The organism is Ensifer canadensis, from assembly GCF_017488845.2.
GTDB classification, from domain to species: Bacteria; Pseudomonadota; Alphaproteobacteria; order Rhizobiales; family Rhizobiaceae; genus Ensifer; species Ensifer canadensis.
The window spans coordinates 1,308,516-1,333,896 of record NZ_CP083371.1 but is presented as its reverse complement, the minus strand read 5'-3'; the positions used below and the strand labels follow the sequence as shown (position 1 = coordinate 1,333,896).

The following is a 25,381-nucleotide window of genomic DNA, read 5'->3' as shown; positions in this document are numbered from 1 at the left end:
GGTGCCGCTGGGTCAGGCGGCGCTTCGGGCGAAGTGGCAGCTGACCGTGCCGTGATTGCCGAAATCCGCAACGAAGGTGTCGCCGCTGCGCGCCTCCACCGCACGCACGAACGAGCCGGAAAGCACGATCTGGCCCGGTTCGATCGCGTCGCCATACTGCGCCAAGCGGTTGGCGAGCCAGGCGATGCCATGGGCGGGATGATTGAGAACGCCCGCCCCCAATCCGGCTTCTTCCACTTCGGCGTTGCGCGAGAGGATGGCGCCCATCCAGCGCATATCAACCGCGTCGGGGCGCATCGGTCGTCCGCCAAGGATCAGCCCGGCATTGGCCGCATTGTCGGCGATCGTATCGGCGATCCCTCGGGCTTGCTGTGTCTCGGGATCGCGTCTGACGATGCGGGTGTCGAGGATCTCAAGCGCGGGGATCACGAAGTCGGTGGCGTTGAGCACGTTCAGGATAGTGACGCGCGGCCCTTTGAGCGGCGCCTTCATCACGAAGGCGATTTCGGCCTCTACGCGAGGCTGGATGAAGCGATCGGCGGGAATGGTTGAACCATCCTCGAACAGCATGTCGTCGAACAGCACGCCGGAATCCGGCGTGTCGATATCAAGCGCCTGCTGCATGGCCTTTGACGTCAGCCCGATCTTGAAGCCGATGATCCGTCGGCCGAGGTCCCGCTTGCGCCGCACCCAGGCGGATTGAACCGCATAGGCGTCGTCTATCGTCATCCCCGGATGTTTGAGGGATAACAGGCCGACCTGGCTGCGATCGATTTCGGCCTGGTGAAGGCTCTCGGCTGCTTGCGAAATCTCGGCAGGGCTGAGCATGCGACCGTTTTCCTCTCGCACGGACGTCATCCATAGCCTTGCGATGGCATCCGAAGGACTTCGAGCTTTGCGCTGACGTTCAAGGCCCGGATATCATCGCCGAAACAATCGGGATAGGAAAGGGTTTGATCGCAAGACCCCTCGTGTCAGACGGACTGCGTTGCCAGCATCATGCCGAGGCCGATGAGGATCGAACCGCAGGCGCGCGGGACCAGGCTGCTCTGGCCGGTGAAGCGACCAAGGGTCAGGGATGCGAGTATCACAGCGGCGACATCAGCGGCCGACAACGCCAGATTGACCAGCATGCCGAAGACCAGGAACTGCAGGGAGACCGGCATTGCCGCTGCCGGGTCGACGAATTGCGGCAGGAACGTCACGAAGAACAACGCCGTCTTAGGGTTGAGGATTTCGACGAGGATGCTGTCGCGCAGCACGCCGGGCTTGGCATCGGTCTTATGCGTATCATGCTTGCCGATGCCGAGCAGCATCGTGCCGCCAAGCCAGACCAGATAGACGGCGCCGGCAAGTTTGATTGCCGCATAGACAAACGGTGCATGGCTGAGAAGGGCGGCAAGCCCGAGGGTTGCGGCTGCAATATGCACATAGCAGCCGATATGGATGCCGAATGCGGCCAAAAAACCGGCTTTGCGGCCATGCGCCAAGGTCTGCGCCGTCATGTAGAGAATGGCGGGCCCCGGCATGCAGGCAAAGATCGCCGTAGCGACCGCAAACGAAATCCAGTGCTCGATCGAGGGCATCGCAGTTCCTCCGGTTTGCCGGCTGCCCCTCCGGCAGCGTGGCATTCGGCCCGACCCCGTCGGTGCGGAATCGGGTCGGCAGAGAACTACGCTTGGTTGTAGATCGGCGACATACGGCAGGTGCCGTATTTCGGAGCCTCGAACCTGCGGCCAATGATGTGGTGGTTAAGGGAATGTCACCGCTGGAGCCGGCGCGGCATGCGGATTTCAGCCAATGGGCAGGCCGATGCGCACAGCGTAGGCGGCGAGTTCGGCAGCGCTATGCAGGCTGAGCTTGCGCATCAGGTTTTCGCGGTGCTTGCGCGCGGTGAGCGGGCTGATGCCAAGCCGTTCGGCAATCTCGCGAGCCGTCAGGCCCTGAGCCGCGAGCGAAAGGATCTGCATCTCCCGCCGGGTCAGGGGAATGGGCGAAAGCGCTTCGTCGGTCGCGGACGGCAAGGTCCGTCGCTCCGGGTGGCTGACGGCAAAGCGTATCGATTGTGCGAGGTAGATTTCGTTGGCGCCAAGCGCGTCAACGGCAGAGGCAAGCTCGGCCGGGTCGCCGTTCTTCGTGAGATAACCGCTTGCGCCCGCATCTATGGCGGCGCGGACCGTTCGCGGTTCGATATTGGCGGTCAGCACTAGGATCTTCATTCTCGGAGCCAGTTCCCTGATGTCGGCGATGAACTGGATGCCTGCCACGCCCGGCATGCCGAGATCGAGGGTCAGAAGGTCTGCCGGCTCACTTCTCGCAAGCGCCAACACGGCTTCGCCGTCGGCGGCCTCGGCAACCACGGATATGCCCGCCATCGTCGAAAGTAGCATCTTCAAGCCTTCGCGAACGATGGCATGGTCGTCGGCAACGATGACGTTCATGGCCTTCGACATTTCAGCAATCCTTCATTGATATCAGCAATTGTCCGCAACCATAAACAGGTTCGCGTGCGGAGGCGATGCAAACAGCGTGAGCGACTGCAACCTCTCCTGATAGAACTACTATTTCGTCAATCTTACGCGGTGCTGGTCGCAAATTTGGTCATTCCACTACCGGTTGCCATTGATCCGAAGGAGTGGATGCGGTGAGACCCGTTGGCGGGATGCACCGTAACCCTCCATACGCGGACAGTCGGGCGCCTCGGCGGTATTCTGACCGTTCACGCCGGGTCGAGCGACGTGCGCAAACTGCAGCCGACTGAGGGTCTCATCTATTCGATAAAGACGCGCACGCTGGCGGCCCGACCCACGGCGTCGATGACCGTGAGGGTGGAATAGCCGGCGCCATCGGGCTGCCATTGCGTCGTCCGCCGGCGGGTCGGATCGGGCAACGGCTTGCCATTTGCGAGCCACCGGAAGGGCGCGCGGCCGCCCTGCAGCTTCAAAGTAAGCGGTGACATGGTCTCATGGTCGATGCCAAGTTCGACACGCGCGCCCTCGGGCGGAAAGACGATCTGTGGCGCCGGCTCGCGCGCCGAGGCGTTGACGAGGCCGCTTGCGGTCATCGAGAAGCGGCGCTGGCTGATCGGCAGCTCGATTTGGGAGATGCGCACAGCGCCCGGCGGTGCATCCGGCAGCGGCGTGATCGGCAATCCGGATTTGGCAAAGCCTTCAAAGAGAATGGGCGCGGCCGCGCCATAGCCGGTCAGCCCCGGAACGGCGCCATTGTCCGGCCGCCCGACCCAGACCCCGAGCACATAACGGCCGTCGTAGCCGACCGACCAGGCGTCGCGATAGCCATAGCTGGTGCCGGTCTTGTAGGCGATGCCGCGCTGCCGGCTTCCCGCCGGCGGCAAGACGGCCGAGAGCACATCCGAGACATGCCAGGCGGAAACGGGCGAAAGCAGCGGTTCGCCGTCGATCAGACCGGCCGTGCCGGTGATGCCATCGCCGAGCCGCACCGGGAAGCCGCGATTGGCAAGACCCGCATAGAGCTGCACGAGATCGCGCAGCGTCAGGCCGACCCCGCCAAGGCCGATTGCCAGCCCGGGTGCCTCGCCTGCGGGCAGCACAGGCTTCACCTCGGCGCGGCGGAACCTGACCATCAGCCGGGCAGGGCCGACGACGTCGAGCAGGCGAATGGCCGGAACGTTGAGCGACAGTTGCAACGCCTGGCGCACGCTGACGTCGCCTTGGTAGCTCATGTCGAAATTGCGCGGGCGGTAACCGAAGAAATCGGCCGGTCGATCCTCGATAATGGTTTCCTGGCTGACCAGGCCCTCCTCGAAGGCGAGACCGTAGATGAAGGGTTTTAGCGTCGAACCGGGCGAGCGGGTGATCCGCGTCATATCGATCCAGCCCGAGCGGCTCGCGTCGAAATAATCGGCCGAGCCGACTTCGCCGATGATCTCGCCCGTGCGTGCGTCGGCCATGATCATGGCGACGGACACTCTCGGTCCCAGTTTGGCCGCACCCTCGCGCGCAACCGCTTCGAGGCCGCGCTGGACATTGCGGCGCAGCGTCGTGTGATGCTGCACGGCCGTCGGTTGCTTGCGCAGCGCCGTCTCGGCCAGATGGGCGGCATAGGCCGGCAACTGAAGGCGGCGGTTCGGAATGGCCGTCATCGCGGCCCGTTCAGCTTCGCCTTCGCCGATCACGTCGGCAACCGCCATCCGAGTCAGGACGCGCTTGCGGGCAGCTTCGGCTGCGGCGTGGTTGCGGTCCGGCCGGCGCTTTTCCGGCAATTGCGGCAGCGCCACCAGCAGCGCGGCTTCGCCTACAGATAGTCGCTTCGGCTCCTTGCCGAACCAGGCCAGGCTTGCGGCGCGCACCCCCTCAAGATTGCCGCCATAGGGTGCGTGGCTGAGATAAAGGTCGAGAATCTGGTCCTTGGACAGCCGACGCTCGATCTGGATCGCGCGCGCAATCTGAAGCAGCTTGGCCGCAATGCTTCGTTGTTCGCGCGGTTCGATCAGCCGCGCCACCTGCATCGAAAGGGTGGAGGCGCCGGAAACGATGCGGCCGTTGGTGACGAACTGCAGCGCGGCGCGGCCGAGCGCCAGGAAGTCGATGCCGGCGTGCTCGCGAAACCGCTGGTCCTCATAGGCAACCAGCATCCGCAGAAACTGCGGGTCGACGTCACCGACAGTCGTGTTCAGCCGCCAGAGACCGTCAGGTGTTGCAAAGGCCCTGAGCAATTGGCCGTCGACGTCGAGAACCTCGCGAGACACGATGCCAGCCGCTCCCAGTGGCGGCGGAAATGCCTGGTCAGCCTTGTCGAGCGCAAAGGCAGACAGCCCCGTCAGCAACAGGCCGACGGGGATCGCGATCAGCAATTTTTGCCTTATCGACATTATCGGGCCTATTGGGCTGCCAGAACCTCCATACGCCCTGTCGCGGTGCGCGCCGAGAACTGCGGCCGGTACATGTCTTCGACGCTTGCGGCAGGATGATCGTAGACACCGGGGTTCACCGCGCGGACGACATAGGCGAGCGTCAGCTCGCGGCTATCGCCGGTAGCGCGGTCGAAGGCGGCGACGAAGCGATCGTTGCGGAACTCCGTATGCGTCGCGGTAATCTCGCCGAGCCATTCGAAGTTCGTCAGCTGGGCGCTGTCGACCAGGCTCGGGTTATCGATCTGGAAACCGGCCGGCAAAAGGTCCGAAACAAGCACGCGGGACGGCCAATCGTTGGTTTCGGTGACCTTCAGCACCACGACATAGCGCTCGTTCTGCCTGGCCTGGCTGACATTAGCTTCGGCACCATCGAGTGTGTAATAAGTGCGCTCGATGGCAAAGCCGTCACCGCCGGCCGACAGTGGCTGAGCCGGGGCGGCAACCGTGGTGACCACGGCGGAGACGGCGTCCGCCCCCTCGTTCTTGATCACCACCGGATGAGACAGAAGCGCATCGCCGGGCATCCGCGCGGCGTAGCCGCCGGTCTTCGACGCGCCATTGACGTCAAGCAGCATGTCCTCGTCGCCGCCCTGAACGGCACGGGCGGCAAGCAGCATCCAGGCCTGTTCCTGCGTGCTGGTATATTTCTTCTGCTCCCATTGCCGTGCCACGATCTTCGACAGTTCCGGAATGATCGGCGGAACCGGACGGCTTTCGGCGGCCAGAGCCAGGACGGCCGCGTCGTCGCGCAGCGAAGAACCGTAGTCGGAACGCGACAGGCTGACATTGACGAGGCCGGTCGACATGTTGGCCGAGGACGCAAAGATCTCCTGTGACCGCTGGGCATCGCCGTAAAGCGCCAGCGCCGCTGCGACCTGAGCCTTGGCCAATGGCGTCGGGAAATCATTGATCAGCGTGTTGGCGTAATAGCGGATGTCGTTGACGGCGGCCTTGCGGTTGCGTGCGAGCACGTAGAGCGCATAGGCGATCTCGTTGCCGCGATCCTTGACATTGGTGTCATAGCCGAGGCCGTTCTGCAGGTTTTCCAGTGCCTGCACCATCGCTGCCTCAGGCACGTCGTACTTCTGTTCACGTGCGCGTGTCAGGAAGTCGGTGACATAGGCGTCGAGCCAGAGGTCCCCATAGCCCGGCCCCCACAGGCCGAAGCTGCCGGACGACGACTGGTTGGAGAGCACGCGGTAGATCGCTTCCTGCACCCGCTTGGTCACTTCGCCGTCATCGGGAAGGCCGGACTGCTTGGCCAATTCACTCATATAGAGAAGCGGCAGCGCCCGGCTCGTCGTCTGCTCGGTGCAGCCATAGGGGTAGCGGTCGAGCGCCATCAGGATGGCGGGAATGTCGAAGGCCGCAGACCGGGTGACGCTCAGCGAAACCGACGCGCCCTGGAGCACGCTGTCTGCCAGCAACTGGCCGTCGATCGTCAGGCTGCTGCCCGCCGCAAGGTTGACCACCTGTCGCTGCGTGACCGGCAGTGTGGCCGGGCGCACCGGAATGTTGAGCGCCTGTTCGAGCGAAAGTCCGGAGGCGCCGGTGAGCTGGACAGTAACGAGCCCGTCGCCTGTGTGTTGGCCGACCAGCGGCAGCGTCAGAACCGATTTGCCGCCCTGTTCGAGGCGTACCGTTTCGCTGGCGCCGGTCTGTTCCACCGTCACCGGTCCGTTGGTGGTCAGTTGTACTTGGTAGTCACCGGCCGGAGCGTCGGTGTTGGCGATGTCGAGCCGCAGTTCGGCGCGGTCTCCCGGCGCAAGGAAGCGCGGCAGGCTCGCCGTCACGACGATCGGGTCGCGGATGACGACGTCGCGGACAGCATGGCCGACGCCGGACTTCGTCCAGGCGACGCTCATGATCCGCGCCGTGCCGTTGAACTGCGGAATATCGAAGCTGACGGTCGCCTTGCCATCGGCGTCGAACTTCACCGGACCTTCGAAGAACGCCACCAGCTTTTCGGTGGGCGGGCTTCCCTGCAGCGCGACCTGGCCGCCGTCGCCGCCGGTGCGCAATTTGCCGGTCGCCCCAAGCGAGCCATCGATCAAGCGACCGTAGAGATCGCGCATTTCAAGACCAAGCTGGCGCTGGCCGAAATACCAGGCGGCAGGATCCGGAGCTTCATAGCGGGTCAGGTTCAGGATGCCGACGTCGACCGCGGCAATCGTGACATAGGCTTCTTCGTTGGCGCCGGCCCCTGCCACCTGCAGGCTGATATCGAGCGGCTTGCGCGGTTCGGTCTTTTCGGGCGCTTCGATGGCCACGGCAAGCTTGCGCTCAGCGGGATCAACGGTCAGCCATTTGATGCCAATCGCGCGCATAGGCATGCGGCTTTCCTGTGCATCACCAGGCCGATAGAGTGTCGCGGTGACATAGGCGCCGGCCCCCCAATCGGCGGTGACGGGCAAATCGATCTCGCCACCCTCGGCGACAATCGTCGCGCTCTTTGTCGTGATCAGGCCTTCCGTGCCGACGGTTACCAGCAGTTCACCGGCAAAACGCGGTGAAACCTTGAGCTTGGCGGTTTCGCCGACGGCGTAGTTTTCCTTGTCGAGCGCGATTTCGAGGCCATCGGGCGTTTCGGTCGATGTCGATGCGACATACCAGCCGGCATCGAATTCGACGCTCGATGTCGGTCCGTCGAGGGCCGCCGTCTCGACTTCGAGACGGTAGCGGCCCCAGCCGACGGGCACGGCGATCTCGCCTCCATCGGCGGTCACGTCGAGCGTGCCGTTCGCAACCTGCTTGGTGGTGACCACCGGCTCGTATTTCCAGGCGGTTCCGTCTCGGTACCATTGATAGTTGCGCTCGACGCTGATCAGCTTCCAGAGCGCACCCGGCATGGCGGCCCTGGCACCGTCGGGGTCGATGGCGATCACGCGGAACTTGCCGACGGAGTTTTCCTGAAGGTCGCCCGAAAACTCGGGTTTGATGCCGATCATCGCGCCTTCCGGCTTTACCGGCAGCGTCAAGGATCGTTCGACGGCGCGACCGCCGGCCTCGCGCATCCGCACGGTGACATTGGCGTTGAGCAGTTGCGTCGTCGACGGCACTTCGCTCAAAGCCACGTCGAAGGTCGACTTGCCGTCGTCATCGAGAGCCGTCAGGTCCTCAAGCGGCAGACGCGTGTCCTCGCTCGCCTCTTCGTCGGCAAGGCCGAAGAAATATCCCTTGAAGGCAGCACTTTCGCGCGTCGGCTTCAGAACCACTTCGCCCTCAAGCTCGAGGCCGGCGGCCGGTGCGCCATAGAGATAGCGTCCATCGACCACGACTTGTACCGGTTCGCCGACAGCGATCTCCTTTGCTTCGCTCGTCAGATCGAACTCCGTGCGGTCCGGCACGAAATCGTCGACTAGAAACTGCTTCTCGCCGATCGGCGAGGCCTTGGGATCAGTGAAGATCTGCATCGTCCAGGTGCCACGCATGGCGTTTTCCTGAACATCGAGATCGAGCGTGTGGCCGCCGAGCTTGCCGCCGTCGCTGATCATCCTGCGGTATTCGACGCCGTCAGGGCGCAGGAACACGAAGGTGAGCGGCAGATTCTCGATCGCCTCGCCATTAACGTCTCGGGCAAGTGCTGACGCGTGCACCGTCTCGCCGACACGGTAGATGCCGCGCTCCGTCCAGGCGAGGACGTCGATGGCGCCGGGCGCCGCACGGCCGGTGACCCCACGATCCGACAGGTCGAATCCCGCCCTCGTCATGTCGAGGAAAACGAAGTCGTCTTCGCCGCTCTTGGCTGTGATCACGGCCGGGGTCAGGGCGGAGGTGCCGCGGATGAGACCAGCGGTGAAGGTGGCGCGGCCGTCGCCATCCGTCGTTGCCGTGCCGAGGATTTCGTTGTTCTTGGCGACAAGCTGCAGCTCGACACCTTCGATCGGCTTTGCGGTTGCGAGCGATCGGGCAAAGACGTTCAGGCCGTCGGTGCCGGCATAGGTCGACACGCCGATGTCGGAGACGACGAACCATTGGGTAGCGCGGGCGTCCCAATCCTGGCTGAGGCCGGTTTCGGATGCTGCGGTCAGCACGTAGACGCCGGCTTTGCGCTTCGGCAATGCTTCATCGACCGGGAAGCTGGTGACCACTTCCTTGTTGAGGACGCTGTCGATGGCGATCGAACCTTCCCAGACCAGTTCTCCGCTTTCGTCTTGAATGCGCTGGGCGCTGTAGCCGTCGATTTGCGTCAGGAACTGCGAGTTCTGCAGCACCTGCGCCAGGCTGCGATCGCCGATGCGGTAGAGCTTGAGCTTGGCGCTGTCGGTGTTGACGGAAACCAGCGGAATGCCGCGGCGCGCGGTCGAGGGCAGCACGAAGCTGTCGCCGGTAAAGCGCACGACCTGGCCGCGATCCTTGACGTAGACCTCAAGAGTGACCGGCGCCTCAAGCACTTCATCGACCGACGAGGGCAGGCCGGTGCGCAGCGTCAGCTTGTAACGCTGGCCATGCGACAGACCCTCAACGCAGATCTGGTCGCCCTTGGCTTCCACTGCGTTCGGGGCAGCGCCGTCTAGTGTGACGAAGGAGGCATAGTCGGCGCCGCTCTTTAGTAGCTGCTCCGAAAACTGCACGCAGGCGCGCGGCGAGGCGCTATCGGCATCAACGGTGTTTTCGATGACGCGGAAGCGCTTGCGTTCCTTCAGGTCGAGGTAGGCGGTCTCGACCGTTTTTGATTGCACCAGTTCGAGGCTGGCCTTGTAGGCATTGAGGGCGCCGCGGAAATTCTCGGCATTTTCCAGCGCCTTGGCGAGAACGGCCAGCGCATGGGCGCGGCTTTCTGCGGTCCGCGTCAGCTGATAGCCGTTGATCGCCGCAAGGGCGGCTTGCGTCGCGACATCGGTATTGCCGGTGACGCGATTTGCCGTGCGCGCCGTTTCAAGCCACAGCTCGCTGTCATCAGGGGTGATCGCAAGCGCGCCCTGGAACGCCTTCAATGCACCGTCGATAATGCCCGATTCCGCCTGCGCGCGCGCCGTTTCGATCAGGTTGTTGACACCGAAGCCCTGCTGATCGTCGGCAAGTGAAAGGTTCGCCTTGGCGTCGCGCGCGTCCTGAAGGATCTGGTCGGAGAGAAACGAGAGTCGCGGCGGCGCGCCGAGGTCCGGCTGCACGGCCTGCGCCTGGACGATCTTGCCGGCGATGGCGCCGGGGAAGTCGTTCAACTGATTGAAGTCGGACTTCAGGAAGCACCATTTCACCTTGGGATTGTAGGTGAATGCGCGGCAGGATTGGTCCGCGATGCAGGCGGTCTCGCACTGATCCAGCGAGACATTCTGTTCGGTTCGCAGATCGAAGCCGAAATAGTCACCATCCTGGGTGATCTCGACCTGGCGGCCGGTCTCAGCCGAAAAAGCCGGACATCCGGCGGCCAAAACAGAAACAAGAAGAGCGGAAAGGCCGAAAAACGCGCGCACAGACATAAGTCCTCCCAACGCAGCCGGTCTCGATAGGGCTTCACTTTTTCAAGGTTCCTGATGCCTTGTCAACCACGGACGTTCAAGAGTTGGACGACAATTTACGCGAGAGCGAGCAACATGTCCTAGTGAGGCGGCGCCACTGCGAATGGGCGCCTATCTTCTCTGCTCCTTCAGGAAAACGACGAGCGAACGGCCGGCGTCGAGGATGTGATCCCGGGTGAGCGACGATGCCAGATCGGCGTCACCTTTGGCGCAGGCATTGAGGATCGCCTCATGCTCGCGCGCTGCGCGCTTCATGCCATCCGTCAGCGTCAGCTGCGCGCGCAGATAACGATCGATGCGGTCGAGCGAGGCGCGCACGATCTGCAGGTAGTAAGGCCGCCGCGCGGCCTCATAGAGGCTGTAGTGGAAGTTCCGGTTGGTTTCGCCCCACTTCGCCGAATCGGATTCCTTGCCGAACTCGTCGCAATGCCTGCGGGCGAGTTCGAGCGTCCTTCGATCCATATTGGGCACGGCAAGCCGGATCACCTCCGCCTCCAGCAGAGCGCGAAATTCGAAGATCTCTTCGATCTCTTCGATCGAAAGGCCGGCAACGACAGCGCCTTTGTAGCGTTGCGTTGTGATCAACCCGTGCTGTTCAAGGCGCGAAAGCGCTTCGCGCACGGGGATGCGGCTGGTGTTGAACATCTGGGCGATCTGGTCCTGCCGCAGGTTCTCCCCCTCGGCAAGCGCACCCTCGATGATCGCCTTGCGCAATGCCTCGTAGACGATATCGGCTGCGGAAGCGGCTTGCCTGACATCAACGGCATCGAGTTTCATCGCGTCTAAACCCCGGCGGCTTTGTGTCCCTGACAGTTCGGAAACTGCCGTGGTTCTGGTCATAGGTCCATTCTCTTGGTCGGGCAACAGAGGTCGCGTGCTGAAAGCAACTAACTCTGCCTCATAGCGTTTTTTCCATTGATTTCATTAAGAAAATAGGAGCCCGATTCGAAATCAGCAACGCCGAATGCCCAAAACGAACCCTCGATTGGCCCATTTTACACACATAAAAAAAGACCCGGCAAAATGCCAGGTCAATTTTGCGCTTTTCTGAACAGCTTAGATTTGGTCGATCCGGTAGAAATTTGTGCCGACGCTGTCACTCGAGATTGCGGGCTTCAAACCACGACGCGAGCGAAGGTCGGCCATCGCCTGAAGTTCGCTCAGCAGGCAGGTTTGTGTCCAAATCGTTCTGCTCGTGCTTCGCAGGGGAGCTGGAATGCGCCCCGCCATATACCAATGCTCGATGACCGAGCGGTTAGCTCCGCACCTGCATACTTCCCGCGGCTGTAGCGTTCCCAGTCCAGGGCGTTTCCACTTTCAACCAACCAGCGATTTACCTCACGGCCGTCGGCGCGAAAACAAATGCCGACCAGCCTCTGATATCGATCGCGGTCGATCACGTCGCAGTGGATTGGCCGTGAGACGGCAAGAAAACGGTCGAGTTCGTTTGCTGCCATCTTGCCGCACCGATAAGTACCGCCGTCCCCGTCGGAGCATTTTTGCCAGCTCTCCGGTGTATCGACACCGTGTAGCCGTAGACGCTTGCCGGCGATTTCTATCGTGTCTCCGTCAATGACGGAAGCGCGGCCGCTGATCGTGTCCGAGCTGAATGCTGAGCTAGGCGAAAGCAATAGGGCGGCGAGTGCGATTTTCTTTAACAACGCTGGTAATTCCTATGGGGTGCTGGGCGCTGCAGGACTGGGTTTAAATGTTTGCAGGAGGAACAGTTCATAAAGCGTGCAGCGCGGCCCGCGAACGCCAAGCCCCGAGGCGTTCTATCTCCCGCCCCATCCGATGTTCGGAGCCGGAACAGTAGTGTCACTTCTTTAGCTTTTCGCGAAAATACGCTATCTCGACAACGTGTCGAACAGGTGAGGGTCAATATGGCGACTGGCAAGGTTAAGTTCTTCAATGGGGACAAAGGCTTCGGTTTCATAACGCCAGATGCGGGTGGCACGGATGTGTTCGTCCATGTCTCCGCGCTGCAATATGGCGATTTACTGAAAGAAGGCCAGACGGTCTCTTACGACCTCGGGCAAGATCGCAAGACGGGGAAATCAAAGGCCGAAAACGTCAGACCTTTCTGACGGAAAGTCTTTGAGAAAGGCTCCGGCAACGCCGGAGCCTTGTTCGTCGATTACTTGTTAAGCGCGTCCTTCAGTGCCTTGGCTGGGGCGAAGGTAAATTTCTTCGCGGCCGCTACCTTAATCGTCTGTCCGGTTGCCGGATTGCGTGCTTCTCGCTCGGGCGTGTCTTTCACCTTAAATTTGCCGAAGCCAGGGATCGAAGTTTCGTTTCCCGATACCGCCGCGGCCGAGATCGCCGCAAAGACGCTCTCGACGATTGCCTTGCCCTGCACGTTGGTCAGCCCGTGGGCGGTGGCAATCTGATCTGCGATTTCATTGGTCGTTGTCATGTTGTCCCTCGTTTGTTGACGTGAGAAACTTGGCAGGCTGGGGAGTCCTTGTCATCGGCGACCGAGAAAGGCCGGGCTTTTGCACCAGGAATTTCCACAAGAGACTGCCTACTGCTTTAGACGTCTAGCGCGACGCCGCAATGCTATGCTGTGACTGCGCTCGACCTAAAGGACGGGCTTCCCTGTCCTCGGATGTAGGCCGCGCACTTCCTCCGCTCAATCGACCGGAGCAACGCCGCACCTATAGACTCGGACCGTTGCCGCAGACGATGCGCCTCACGCACTCGGAGCGCATTAGTCGCAAGCATTGAACGCGTCCCCAAGATGATTGGGCACCAGGAGGCAAGCATGAGCTTGGACAAAGCATCGCACAGCGAACGACGTGACGAGTTGGTCCCCTCTCGTTACGCTATGCAGGTCGGAGATATCGATGTGTTCGTCGTCAGTGACGGCGTGATTTCCATACCGGCCGAAGTCATGGCCACCAATGCGGACCCGCAGTCCGGACGGCCTGGCTACACGACCGGCTTCAGCCCGAAGTGATGGACTGGGCACTGAACGAAGTCGTGGTTCGCAGGGGCGACACAACCATACTTATCGATTCCGGCCTTGGGATGGAGTTCCCGGGGTTTACGAGGACCGGGAGATGGGGGCACCGGATAGAAGCTGCGGGGATCGATCTCGCATCGGTGACGGACGTCGTACTCACCCACATGCATTTCGATCACATCGGCGGATTGTTGGTAGACGGCGTAAAGGATCAACTTCGTCCGGACCTGCGGACCCACGTGGCAGCCGCCGAAGCCGAGTTCTGGGAGTCGCCGGATTTCTCCCGCACCACCATGCCAGGCCCCTTGCCTGACCTGATCAGGTCGGCAGCCAAGCGGTTCCTCGAGCAGTACGGCAGCAAGCCAGACGTTTGAAACCGACTGCGAAGTGGTGCCGGGTATGGTCGTCACTCGCACAGGGGGGCACACTCCCGGGCACAGCATAGTCCGTCTCGCCTCCGGCGATGACAGGCTTACTTTCGCCGGAGATGCCGTGTTCCCGCACGGTTTTGATCACCTTGAATGGCATAACGGCTTCGAGCACGATCCCGAGGAAGCGGTCCGTGTCCGGACCCGCCTTCTTCGAGAATTAGCGGCGACCGGCGAGCCGCTGTTGGCTACTCATCTATCGTTCCCGTCTGTGTGCAGGGTGGCGATTGCTGGCGAAGGCTATCGCTGGGTACCCGCGTTCCGGGAACATTGAGGGTCTTTGCCAGACGTAGCCAATTTTCCCCCTCGTCACACGGTTGCGCCATTCGGCTCGACCTCTGATTGACGGCACGCTCGGCAGCGCCAGCGTGCCGTCATCTTCTCAGTTCGCGGATTCGGTGGTATTGGCGTGCTGAAGGCCGCGGGCTACCGAAGTGACACGGCGACCCTGGAACCGGCCAACGGCCAAGTGATCCTCGTCGGGCTTGAGGCTGTCGCGAGCTGAGACATGGGTCGCGCCATAGGGAGTTCCCGCCTTGAACATAGCCGGATCGGCGTAGCCGAGGGGCACGATGATCAAGCCGAGGTGAGCCATCGGCGTATAGATGGATAGCAAGGTAGATTCGTTCCCGCCGTGCTTTGACGACGTCGAACCGAATACGGATCCCACCTTTCCATTAAGCTTGCCCTGGAACCAGATGCCACCCAAACTATCGATGTATGCCTTGAGTTCGGATGAGATGGAGCCGAACCTGGTCGGCGTGCCGAAGATGATGGCATCCGCCCATTCGGCGTCTGCCTCGGTTGGAGCCTCGTATTTCTCATTCATGGCGCGCGCGTTTTCGCGCCAGCCTGGAACCTGGGACATCACGTCCTCGCCGACGAGCTCCCTGGCGCGCCGCAGACGCACTTCGGCGCCTTCCTGCACCGCGCCATCGGCGATCGCGTTCGCGAGAATGTCGGTCGAGCCATTGCGTGAATAAAACGCGATCAGCACCTTTGGTTTCGTCATTTCCTGCCTCCAGCAAGTGTTAGCGCTGAAGCAGCAGCCGCAGCGTTCGCTGAGAAATGGCCGACGCGCGGCCTCATCGAAAGCCGGTGAATGATGGAACGTGTGTCCAAGATTTTGGACGATGACCGTCAACAGCCTTCAGGCTCGGCGGAGCCGCATGGACTCGGCGTAAGGCGACAATCCGTCCATGAATTTGGACGCTTCGTCTCTTGTGCAGCAGCTTCTCATCGGGGTGTGGCGCGAACTAGCCTTCTGTCGATCGAGCTCACGCGGCCGATGCAGAACGATAAATCGCAAAGGTGGAACATGAACCAGATGGTAATAAGAGGCGTCAGCAGCCAAACCTTCGTCGCTTCGAACATCAAGCGTATCGAGGAATTCTACGGAAAGGTCTTGGGACTTTCAGTGGTGAAGAGAACCGTTCATCACCACGATGCCCGACTGCCGGTCGTTACCTTTGGCTTCCATCAGTACGGGGACGAGCAGCCGAGAAGCGAGTCCATCACCTACATCGAATGGAACCCCATCTTCTACATGATTCCGGAGACGGGTTTCCTCGAACAGGACGCGACCCAGGACGGCGTCGCAAACCCGCGCGTTGGCGACCCGAAGGGACGCTGGGGCGCAGGAACCAATCATCATCTCGCACTTCATGTCCCGAACCGCGACGGACTACTGAAATGGAAGCGGCGTCTTGCTGACCACGGCGTGCACGTCACCGGTCCCTACAATCGACACTACTTCCACGCCATCTATCTGCGCGATCCCGATGGGGCGATAATCGAGATCGCGACCACCGAGCCCGGCTTTGGACATGACGAAGCAGTGCTCGGTTCCGGATTCCGTGCGCAGCCGAAGGAAAACCTCATCGGAGGACGCGACGAACTTCAGGTCGCCGCCGAGACTTGGCCGCAGCCGGTGCCCGACGTAACCGCAGACTTCGCGCTTCGCGGATTTCACCACATTACGTCAATCTCCAGCGACGCCGAGCGAACCGAGAATTTCTTCGTCGAAAAGGTGGGATTGCGCCTGATCAAGAAGACCGACTATCTCGACGAACGCGGCGGAACGCACTTCTACTACGCATGTGACGAGGATCTCTCGCCCGGTTCCGTCCTGACGTTCTTCGGCTTACCGGGATACAAGCCGGGACGGCTTGGTACGGGTCTCTCCCACCACTTCTCGCTGGAAGTGGAGAATGATGCCGCATTAGGCGAGGAGCACGCGAGGTTCCGTCGGCTCGGCATCGAGGTATCGACGATACAGGATACCGTTTACGCGAAGCAGTTCCATTTCCGCGATCCGGACGGTCACATCTGCGCACTCTCTACGCCAAATCGCTTCACGGTCGATGAGGACATCAGCCGCCTTGGGCAGAAGCTCTGCCTCCCGGAAACCTTGGAGAAGGACCGAAGGACGATCGAACGCCAGTTGGCGTACCGGCCGGCCCCCGTGCCCGTGCTTCGTTGAGATTGGCGGCCACGGCCCTACAGAGCTGGAGCAATTTCAGAGATGGAAAAGATTGAATTTCTTCCGCAGGACAACGTCATCTGGGGCCGTGGGATTCTCGCTGACGCCTTAGGTCAGCTTACCCAGTACGGCATCAAGAAGCCTATCGTCTTCACAGTCGAGCCGCTCGATGCGCTCAGACGTTCCTCCGTAGCCCCCAACCTCCCCAATAGCGTGGGGACCTTCGTGGACCTACCTCCCCATGTCCCCGATTTCGCGGTGAATCAAGCTCTCGAAGCTTGTGAAGCCAGCGGTGCGAAGTCGATTGTCGCCGTAGGTGGCGGCTCGGTTCTCGATGCTGCCAAGGCTGTCTCGCATTTCCACCAAATCAGGCACGGGACATATCTTCCGATTGCGGCGTTGCCGACGACGTTGTCGGGCTCCGAGTTTTCGCATTATTTCGGCGTCACGGAAACGGCAAAGGAGATTAAGTTCAAGCGCAGCTATGCCGTCAAGCCGACGGTGCCGAGGGTCGTGATAGTCGACCCTGAACTGATCAGAGGAACGCCGAGGGCACTTCTGCTTTCATCTGCGATAAAGGGCATCGACCATGCTGTGGAAGGAATGCGGCTTGTCGGCCCGGATCATCCGCATGCGATATTGGCCGCCAGCGGCGTCCGTCGGTTTCTCGACGTATTGAGCTCGTGGCCGGCGAACGTCGAAACCGAAGAGGCCCTCCAGCGGCACGAAGTCGATCTCGATGACCTCCTCCAGCTCCAGCTCGCGGCCTGGCACTGCTACTTCTTTCCCGCCTCGGTAATCTACGGCTTGAGCCACCGCATCGGTCACATACTGGGTGGCACCTACGGAGTTCCGCACAGCGTGACGTCGTGCGTCACTCTTGCGCCGGTGATTCGTGCCTGCTCGACCTTCTATGGCGAGAAGCTTCGGATATTCAATGATGCGGTCTCCGGTGTCGAAGCTGCTTCAAAACTTTCGGGGGACATCGAAGCCGTTGTCACGCGGCTCGGTCTTCCCGCCCGTCTACGCGATCTAAATTTCGATCACGACAAACTGTCGGCGGTAGCGACGTTGCTGATCGAAAATTATCCACGCGAGGTCGCGGATCTCCGGGAGGGGGCCGCGCAGAGGCTTACAGACTTGTTGGAAAGGCTCTGGTAGATGCCCACGCACATCGAAGCAGATCGGGGCAGACCGTCGATCGGGAGACTGCTGGCTGAACTGGCCGCCGGAGCCATATCACCCGTGGATGTCATCGACGATGCGATATGCTATGCCCGGAATTGCCAAGCGGAAGTCAACGCGTTTGCGGAGATCGACGAGGTCGGTGCGCGCCATGCCGCGTCCCACGGCGAACGACGCTACGGTGAACGCCAAGCTCGTCCGCTGGAAGGGATCGCAATTGCCGTCAAGGACATGATCGATACCGGCGGCATTTCGACAAGATATGGTTCCATTGTCCATATGGATCATGTGCCGGGAAACGACGCCGAGGTAGTTCGAGTACTCAAGGACAACGGTGCTATCGTCGTCGGAAAAACGACGACCCATGAGTTCGCCTGGGGCGTTACAACCTCGAGCAAGGCTTTCGGCGACACGCTCAACCCGCACGACCATAGCCGAATCCCGGGCGGATCGAGCGGCGGGATGGCGGCCGCTGTGGCCTACGGCGCGGTCCGCGCGGGATTGGGAACCGATACCGGAGGATCAGTAAGAATTCCGGCGGCTCTATGCGGCGTGGTCGGGTTCAAGCCAACTTACGGACGTCTGCCGCTGGCAGGCGTATTCCCCTTGGCGATCTCGCTCGACCACATCGGCCTCCTGGGCCAGACCGTAGAGGACGTAGCCCGCGTTTGCAGACCGCTCGGGATCGACAGCGAGTCCGGCCATTCACCACGAAGGAAGCGCATTGGAATCTTTCGACAAGTCGGCAAGGTCCCGCTCGCCTCTGGAGTGGCCGAATCCTTCGACACGGCGTGCGCGGCCTTACGATCTGAACATGACCTCGTTGAATTGGACGGGGCTGACCTCTTCGCCCGGTGCTTTGCGTCATTTGCGGGAATAGTGCTTTCGGAGGGCGGCGCTGTCCATTTTCGCCGACATGACCTCGCATTCATCACAAAGCACTACGAACAGGAGACCGCGTCCCGTCTCAAGCTCGCGGCCGCGGTAGAGCTAGCCGAATACGCGGACTGCCAGGAGACCCGGCGCCGGTTCACAGAGGATATTGAACGCGTCATCGCTCAGTTTGACGTTCTTATTACGCCCACATGCCCCTGCATCGCTCCCCGCATTGGAGCGGAAGAGGTCACTATCGGGCACTGGAATGGGTCAATCCGAGAGGCTCTCATGACTTACACAGCGCCGTTCAACCTCGCAGGGCTTCCGGCCATTTCACTGCCGATCCAGGTTTGTCGGAACGACGGTCTGCCGGTCGGCCTGCAGATCATAGCGAAGCGGGGCTGCGATGAGGACCTGCTAGCAGCCGCGACCGAGATTGAAGGTCTTCTAACCCGGCGAGGATCGCCGGCCCCCTGCTCAAAGGAAGGCTCATAGAGGAGAAAGGATATGTCGGTACAGGGAATCCTGAAAGAGAAAGGATGCGTTGTCGTTACCGCGCCGCCGAAGGCTACGGTGGCGGACGCCTGCCGTGTCCTTCACGACAATCACATTGGCGCAATCGTCGTGGTTGACGAACAGAATGCCATCAAGGGGATTTTCACGGAACGAGACGTCGTCTCTGTCATCACAAGGAACGGCTCGCAGGCGTTGGCTGCGAACCTCCAGCAGGTGATGTGGAAAAACGTCTACTGCTGCACCAAGGATACGAGCATCAACGGCTTGATGGAGGCGATGAATCGTCACAAGGCTCGTCACCTGCCGGTCCAGGACAACGGTCGCCTTGCCGGCATCATTTCGATCGGAGACGTATTGCGTCATCACATCAAAGCAATTGAATACGAGGCCGAGTACATTCGCTCATACATCGCAGGTTGATGAGCGGAGCTGGGATAAAGCTTTGTTCTAATTGCCAAACCGCAGAACGCGAGGCTAAGGTAGGAGTCGTTCATCAAGATCGGTGAGGGGCCAGCCTATGCTTAAACTCTATGACAGCCGTTTCTCAGGCAATTCATGGAAGATAAGGATTTTGCTGAACCAATTGCGGAAGCCGTTCGAACGACACACGCTCGATTTGGAATTGGGAGAAACCAAAACCGACGAGTTCTACAAGCTCAATCGCTTTAGCCGAATTCCCGTACTTCAGCTAGAAGATGGACGTACGATCGTCGAGTCCGCTGCAATTCTGTTGTACCTGGCGGAAGGCTCGCCGCTCTTGCCCGCAGATCCATATGTGCGATCCCAGATCGTCGGATGGATGTTCTTCGAGCAGGGAGACCTGCAGCGTTCGATACCATTGGCTCGCGTGTATCATATCCGAGGCCTCGCGGACAAAATGTCCCAGCAGATCGAACGGCTTCATGCCGATGGGTACATGGGGCTCGAGAAGCTGGATCGCTGGCTCGCGAAGAATGATTGGTTGGTTGGAGACGGCTACACAGTCGCTGATCTTGCTCTCTTCCCTTACGTCTCACTTGCGCACGAGGGAAAATTCGAAATGCGCCGTTTTCCGTATATCAATTTGTGGCTAGACCGCGTGAGATCCCAACCGGGCTTCTTGGGGATTTTCGATCAGAGTAGCTACCACGCCGCTTAGCGCGCGATGCTGCCACGCGTAGTGCACGGCAGACCAGCAGGACTCGGCACCACAGTTTGACACGAGCGCATGGCCCGACAGCTAGAACCGCTCACGGCATTGACGGAAGGCTATCGAAAGCCCGTCAAAGGGATGTTTCGCCATGTCTCGAGGAACTTGCTTCCAAGGCTGATACGCTCGCTGCTCAACGGACCGGTAGCTGAGAAGGTGCACTCTATGGCAAGCCCAGGAGCGTATCGAGGTCCGACGCGTCGGCGTCACCGCCGCAGGAAGCCATGACCCTATCTCCCGCTCGCTTCTCAGTTTTTCCGCACGTCCATTTGGAGAGGTCGGACGAAATCGCGACTTTCCCCGTGGAGAGGTCGGGCAGAAACGAAGCCTCTAACACTACTATCACTTTATAAGAACGATCGAGATCGTTCGAGTCTTTCGGACCATGCGTACAAGCGGAGAAACTTCTAAAAACGAGGAGACGGATTAGTCTTCTTTCAGCTCAGAAAAACGAAAGGGGAGCTGTCATGCATGCTAACGCGAAATGGGAAGAAAGTGCTGTCGACAGGTCGACGGTCGTCGACCTGGTCATGACTGAAAGAAGGGCCAAGAGAGGCTTTCTCAAGGACCCGGTTTCACTCGACACTGTTTGTGGCATCCTTAATGCGGCGCGTTACGCGCCCAGTTCAAGCAACATCCAGCCTTGGAAGTGTCATGTTCTCACGGGGGATGCCCGCAACCGCATCACCACCAAGGCGGTGGATATCTTCCGCGCGGGGCCTGACAAGCTCGCCCCCGAATACCCATTCTTTCCGCAACCCCTTCACGACCCGTTCATCACTCGCTTCAATCTTTTTCGCGGGCAGCTCGGGGATGCAGTCGGCGTCCCGAGAAGCGACAAGTACGGAAGACTGAAAGATGTGGAACGGCAATTTCGCTTCTTCGGGGCCCCGGTCGGCATGATTTTCACAATGGATCGCACGCTCGAGTGGGCGAGTTTCATTTGCTATGGCTGTTTTCTGCAGAATCTGATGCTTGCCGCGAAGGCTCGCGGTCTGGATACCTGCGCGCAGCAGATATGGTCCCTGCAACATAACATGCTGCGCGAAGAGCTGGGCTTCGCGGACAGCGACATGGTGGTCGCCGGACTTTCCCTGGGCTACGCGGACAACAACTTGGCCGAAAACAACATGCCCAATCACAAGCTCGACATCGAAGAGTTCGTTACGTTCGTCAGTTGAGCCGCTGAGGATCTTGACCATTCTTGTCTAGGACGTCGATATTGAAAGCCATCACGCTCCCTGGTGATGGCTTTCATACGCTTCCGCTCTCTCGGCTCAGGATGGTAGGTATCGGTGCTTGATCTCAAAGACGTTTATTTCTTCGTTCAAGTTGTCGACCGCGGTGGCTTCACTGCGGCAGGCGAAAGCTTGCGAGTTCCGAAATCGACGCTGAGCCACAGAGTGCGCGAGCTCGAACGCTCGCTGGGCGTCCGCCTCATAAATCGGACGTCGCGACAGTTCGGCATGACGGACGTCGGCGCTGAATTTTATCAGTATGCATTGCAGATGTTGCACAGTGCAGACTTGGCGGAGGAGTTCGTCCGGCAACGGCTTAACGAACCCAGCGGGACGATCAGGATCACGACTGCAGTGGAAATTGCGCAGTTTGCGCTTCGAGATCTTATTCCTGTATTTCTGAACAAGTATCCCAAGGTGAAAATCGTCGAGATCGCCACCGACCGACTTGTCGACATGGTCGCGGAAGGCTTTGACCTGGCGTTGCGCGGGCACGTTGCATCACTCCAGAACTCCACGCTGGTTCAGCGCGGCATCGCCAGCGTGCCATGGTACCTCTTCGCCAGTCCGGAATATCTTAGGACCGCAGGCGAAATTACGGATCCGTCTTGTTTGAGCGATCATTCGACACTGGCGATGGATCGCCACGGTGCAGAGACGTGGAAACTGAAGGGACCTGACGGCAAGGAGACCGAGGTCCCCATCGATCCGAGATTTCTCAGCAACAACATGATCGCGCTGAAAGAGGCGGCTTGTGCGAATCTGGGCGTGGCCGCGCTTCCCGGATACATGTGTCGCGAAGAGATTGCGGCAGGCAGGCTGCATCAGATCTTACCCGGCTGGATGGCTGCCGACGCGCGCATGAGCGCATTGATCCCCTACCGAAACGGGTTGCTCCCCGCAGTACGGTCGCTCGTGGACTTTCTGGCCGCAGAGGTCCCCAAAGTGACCGCCTTCACTCCGAGAACCGAATAAGCCGCTGTCGGCTGCCTCTCACCCGCGAATGAGTTTGTTTTCCGCCTCGTGCCAGCCGGATAATGTGCCCAGGAAAGCGTTTCGATCGATGCGAAACGCGCTGGCCCAGGATTCCTTAAAATGAAGCAGGGGCCTGAAGAGCCTGGCGCTCGAGCTTGGCCCTGTCACATGAGGGAACAGGCAACGCCCGCCCGCCCGCCGTCGCCGAGCGTCAGCGGCAGCGTGAGGGCAAACATCTAATTGATCTCATCGTCCAACCTTTTGAACGCAGAGTCGAAAAACACCTGCCTGTCCGAGTACCACGTTTGCCCCTACGCTCCCTGCCTGACCGGATCAGAAGACCGGCGTCAATAACGAGGATGGAACGATGAATGAGACCGTGTTGAATCCCCAAGCTGCCGGCGATGGCCATACTCCTTACAGCAGATACGTTCAGACGGAGGTACTCCACACGCTCCAGGATCTCGTAAGCGATAGTCCAGCTGAGCCGGCGTTTCTGGCAAACGTCCAGATCAGTGAAATCTATTGGGCGTTGATCACCCGCGAGCTTCTCACGGCACAAGTCGAGCTGCGCAACGACAACGTTCCGGCGACCACTCGCGTGCTTCGCCGTATCGTTAGCCACATGGAAGCCTTCAATGCCAACTGGCGGTCGCTTTCCTGGTTGACCCCGGCCGAGTTGATGCCGATTCTCAAGGGCCTCAGCGCGAAGCATGGCAAGGACACGGCTCTCCAAGGTTGGACGTTTCGCGAAATGGTCTTCCTGCTGGGGGTGAAGGACAGGCCCTCGCTCGAACACTTCGAGCCGCAGCCGCACCGCCGCAAACAGCTCGCCGAGCGCCTCAACTCTCCTAGCCTCTACGACGACATTCTCGCTGCATTGGCCCGTGACGGCAAACCGGTCCCTCCGCAGTATCTGACACCGAACTACGCCGCGGCCTACGTTCCCAGCAAGGACATCGAGGAGATATGGGCTGACATTTATCGCAAGGACGATCCGGCGGACGCTTGGCGGACACTCGCCGAGCTGCTGGCGGACATCGCCGTTGAGTTCACGAACTGGAAATATCTGCATCTCATGGCTACTCGGCGCACCTTCGGTTCGCGTCCGGCCTACCATGGCGTCGACGCGATCCAGTGGCTGCTTCCGACAATGGAAGAGATCCCGTTCCCGGAAGTTTGGACGGCGCGTGGAATGGTCGCCTGATCGGGGCTGAGACACCGCGGGCAATGATCGATAACCAGCAGGGTTCAGCGCCTGAGCCTGCTCGGTGGCAAACTCGGAGAGTGCGAGAATGGACAGATCCCAATTGGAAGCAATGATCGAATTGGCGCAGAAAGGCATCGTGGAGAAGTCACGGGTCGGAACCATTCGGAATCCGGACGGGGACCACAAAGGCAGGTTCGTCCTGTTTCATGCTGCGATGTCGTTTTGCTCACAGAAGGTGCGGGCGACCTTGGCTCAGCGCGGGGCAGCTTTCAAGTCGAACGAAATGCTCATCCTCGGTCGCAGATTGCCGGATGGCGCTTTAATTCCCGCCGAGAACTACTCCCCTGATTATGTGCGCCTGAGGCTGCTGGGGAGAGAGGTCATGAAGGGGCCGTTGGTCGAAGCCTATTCCGGCATTTCTTCGGTTAGCGCCGCTGGGCTGGATCCGTGCGCGGTCCCAACGCTTGTCGACCTAGATACGGCAGAGGTCATCGTCGACTCTTTACGTATATGCATCCACATTGACGCCGTCCTGCCAGGATCGAACCGGCTTATTCCGGTGGATGCCCGCCAGTTAAAGAACGTGCGGAGGCAGCTCAGGGCAGTCGACCTAACTCCGCATCCCGGACTCCTCTACGGCTTCCATCCGGAAGACGACAGGCGGCCCGAACCTATCAAGCAGGCGATGTCTTCTGTCTACGAGGAGAAGATCGAGGCGTTGAACTCGTTGATTAAGGCAAATGAAGAAAACTGCGAGCTCGCCGCTGCGTATCAGGCGAAGATAGCGAAGGAAGCCGGCGGGAAAGATCTCCGCCGCGATCCCGGCTTTCAGATCAAGCTTCGTGGCTCCACCCGCAACATCCTGCTAGGGCTAGACGCGGACCTGCGCCAAAACCATTACGATTGGCTTTGCGCACCCCACTTAACGCTCGCCGACCTGTTCTGGGGGGTTAGCCTGGTCCGCTTGAAGTATTTGGGACTGGCGAGCCTATGGGGCGATCTACCGACGATCGATGCATATCTTAAGCGCCTCCTCGAGCTGCCGTCGATTCAGTCCGAAGTGCTCGCTTCGACCATATCGTCCATGCCCCCGTCCGACCATCTGGCCGCCTGAAGTCTTGATGTCTTCATCGGCCAGCTAGTTCACCAACGGACGAGATACTGAGCTGTGTATCGGGCTATGAACCGGGACTTAGTCCGAATATTTAAGGGCAAAAACTCGTGGTCCCATTGATGTAGCTATTACAGGTGCAACAAGGGTTGTTGGGGTATGAAGCCGGACCGCCTGCGCCATGCGCGGTCGCCAACGAACAAGCCTCGCGGCCGCACCGGCCGCGGACGGCTGGCAGAATTTCTGAGCGAACGTCCCTGCAAAATCGTCCGCTCACAAGTGTGGGGAGGCGGCATAAGGCGCCTGCTCTACAGTTAGACGAAGGCCGGGTTGGACAACCTTCGTGAAGGACGGCTAGATCGTGTCCATGGGAGGGGTGTAGCTGACGGCTGATGGCCGTGCTTTCCGACATAGGTCGGAGGGGATATCAGCGAGCCACAACGGGAAAACTGATTGGGGCTCATCGCTCATTTGTGCCATGGTCTCCGACACGCAAGCGGGAATAACTGTAGGGGCCGAGTCTGTGCCATCGCTTATTTAGGTATGAAAAACCCGGCTGGTTAGGCCGGGTTCTCGACTTTAAGCGGGTGTCGAGCCCGCTAGTGCGTGGTGCTGTTTATAAGTGCGTCTATGAGTGCGATCTGCGAGCGAGTACCATGCTTGTACTCGTTTATTAATATCTTCGCTTCTGCAGTGGCATCCTTGCGCAGAATGCACTGCTGTGTGCACCAAGCGTCAAGAACCGACTGGAGCATATTGAGGTCATTTGGTGGTATTGAGACATCCGTTATCTGCATCATTTCCCTCCCAAGGATTGACATCTTTTTCGTGAGAAGCCGCCTCCCAACGG

The 25,381-nt window shown here is 60.2% G+C and carries 19 protein-coding genes and 1 pseudogene; 11 read left to right on the top strand and 9 right to left on the bottom strand.

What is annotated here, in order from left to right; all coding sequences use genetic code 11:
* Positions 1–12: 12 nt before the first annotated feature.
* The 7 genes from hpaH to J3R84_RS25915 form a co-directional block, all read right to left on the bottom strand.
* Entirely contained in the window at positions 13–828 is an 816-nt protein-coding gene (gene hpaH, locus J3R84_RS25945; protein WP_057211245.1) for a 2-oxo-hept-4-ene-1,7-dioate hydratase, read from the bottom strand.
* Between the two features lie 146 nt (positions 829–974).
* Positions 975–1,586: a LysE family translocator gene (locus J3R84_RS25940; RefSeq protein WP_025428607.1), complete on the bottom strand. Its 612-nt coding sequence runs from the start codon at positions 1,584–1,586 to the stop codon at positions 975–977.
* A gap of 207 nt (positions 1,587–1,793) precedes the next feature.
* On the bottom strand, positions 1,794–2,453 hold the full coding sequence (locus tag J3R84_RS25935; RefSeq protein ID WP_057211243.1) for a response regulator: 660 nt from the start codon (positions 2,451–2,453) through the stop codon (positions 1,794–1,796).
* 317 nt (positions 2,454–2,770) lie between these two features.
* Complete coding sequence (gene pbpC / locus J3R84_RS25930; RefSeq protein WP_057218119.1) at positions 2,771–4,852, bottom strand: penicillin-binding protein 1C; 2,082 nt, start codon at positions 4,850–4,852, stop codon at positions 2,771–2,773.
* Positions 4,853–4,860: 8 nt separating this feature from the next.
* Positions 4,861–10,317: an alpha-2-macroglobulin family protein gene (locus J3R84_RS25925; RefSeq protein ID WP_207207586.1), complete on the bottom strand. Its 5,457-nt coding sequence runs from the start codon at positions 10,315–10,317 to the stop codon at positions 4,861–4,863.
* Positions 10,318–10,467: 150 nt separating this feature from the next.
* Positions 10,468–11,133, bottom strand: coding sequence for a GntR family transcriptional regulator (locus J3R84_RS25920; RefSeq protein WP_025428611.1), 666 nt, complete (start codon positions 11,131–11,133; stop codon positions 10,468–10,470).
* Positions 11,134–11,516: 383 nt separating this feature from the next.
* The gene (locus J3R84_RS25915) at positions 11,517–12,017 is read right to left on the bottom strand and encodes a thermonuclease family protein (RefSeq protein WP_113567501.1); all 501 of its coding nucleotides are present in this window, start codon (positions 12,015–12,017) and stop codon (positions 11,517–11,519) included.
* Positions 12,018–12,239: 222 nt separating this feature from the next.
* Between J3R84_RS25915 and J3R84_RS25910 the strand changes: the two genes are divergently transcribed.
* On the top strand, positions 12,240–12,443 hold the full coding sequence (locus J3R84_RS25910; RefSeq protein ID WP_113567499.1) for a cold-shock protein: 204 nt from the start codon (positions 12,240–12,242) through the stop codon (positions 12,441–12,443).
* A 50-nt stretch (positions 12,444–12,493) separates the two neighbouring features.
* Here J3R84_RS25910 and J3R84_RS25905 read toward each other — a convergent pair whose 3' ends face one another.
* Positions 12,494–12,772 (bottom strand): HU family DNA-binding protein, encoded by a 279-nt coding sequence (locus tag J3R84_RS25905; protein ID WP_113567497.1) that lies wholly within the window; start codon positions 12,770–12,772, stop codon positions 12,494–12,496.
* 348 nt (positions 12,773–13,120) lie between these two features.
* Between J3R84_RS25905 and J3R84_RS25900 the strand changes: the two are divergent.
* Positions 13,121–14,023: pseudogene (locus J3R84_RS25900) on the top strand (MBL fold metallo-hydrolase).
* Between the two features lie 108 nt (positions 14,024–14,131).
* Here J3R84_RS25900 and wrbA read toward each other — a convergent pair.
* Positions 14,132–14,761, bottom strand: a complete 630-nt coding sequence (gene wrbA / locus J3R84_RS25895; protein WP_113567495.1) for an NAD(P)H:quinone oxidoreductase — start codon at positions 14,759–14,761, stop codon at positions 14,132–14,134.
* A gap of 306 nt (positions 14,762–15,067) precedes the next feature.
* Here wrbA and J3R84_RS25890 point away from each other — a divergent pair, with 306 nt between their 5' ends.
* The 9 genes from J3R84_RS25890 (at position 15,068) to J3R84_RS25850 (ending at position 24,534) form a co-directional block, all read left to right on the top strand.
* Positions 15,068–16,231, top strand: coding sequence for a VOC family protein (locus J3R84_RS25890; RefSeq protein ID WP_203528089.1), 1,164 nt, complete (start codon positions 15,068–15,070; stop codon positions 16,229–16,231).
* A gap of 42 nt (positions 16,232–16,273) precedes the next feature.
* On the top strand, positions 16,274–17,392 hold the full coding sequence (locus J3R84_RS25885) for an iron-containing alcohol dehydrogenase (protein WP_113567491.1): 1,119 nt from the start codon (positions 16,274–16,276) through the stop codon (positions 17,390–17,392).
* The gene (locus tag J3R84_RS25880) at positions 17,393–18,787 is read left to right on the top strand and encodes an amidase (RefSeq protein WP_113567489.1); all 1,395 of its coding nucleotides are present in this window, start codon (positions 17,393–17,395) and stop codon (positions 18,785–18,787) included.
* Positions 18,788–18,799: 12 nt separating this feature from the next.
* Positions 18,800–19,228, top strand: coding sequence for a CBS domain-containing protein (locus J3R84_RS25875; RefSeq protein ID WP_113567488.1), 429 nt, complete (start codon positions 18,800–18,802; stop codon positions 19,226–19,228).
* 97 nt (positions 19,229–19,325) lie between these two features.
* Positions 19,326–19,946 (top strand): glutathione S-transferase family protein, encoded by a 621-nt coding sequence (locus J3R84_RS25870; RefSeq protein ID WP_113567486.1) that lies wholly within the window; start codon positions 19,326–19,328, stop codon positions 19,944–19,946.
* 518 nt (positions 19,947–20,464) lie between these two features.
* Positions 20,465–21,178 carry a nitroreductase gene (locus tag J3R84_RS25865; protein WP_113567484.1) on the top strand — a complete coding sequence of 238 codons (714 nt, stop codon included), beginning with the start codon at positions 20,465–20,467 and terminating at the stop codon, positions 21,176–21,178.
* A 114-nt stretch (positions 21,179–21,292) separates the two neighbouring features.
* Entirely contained in the window at positions 21,293–22,210 is a 918-nt protein-coding gene (locus tag J3R84_RS25860; RefSeq protein ID WP_113567482.1) for a LysR substrate-binding domain-containing protein, read from the top strand.
* A 367-nt stretch (positions 22,211–22,577) separates the two neighbouring features.
* On the top strand, positions 22,578–23,417 hold the full coding sequence (locus J3R84_RS25855; RefSeq protein ID WP_113567480.1) for a tryptophan 2,3-dioxygenase family protein: 840 nt from the start codon (positions 22,578–22,580) through the stop codon (positions 23,415–23,417).
* A gap of 88 nt (positions 23,418–23,505) precedes the next feature.
* Positions 23,506–24,534 (top strand): glutathione S-transferase family protein, encoded by a 1,029-nt coding sequence (locus J3R84_RS25850; protein ID WP_113567478.1) that lies wholly within the window; start codon positions 23,506–23,508, stop codon positions 24,532–24,534.
* The last annotated feature ends 847 nt before the right edge of the window (positions 24,535–25,381 follow it).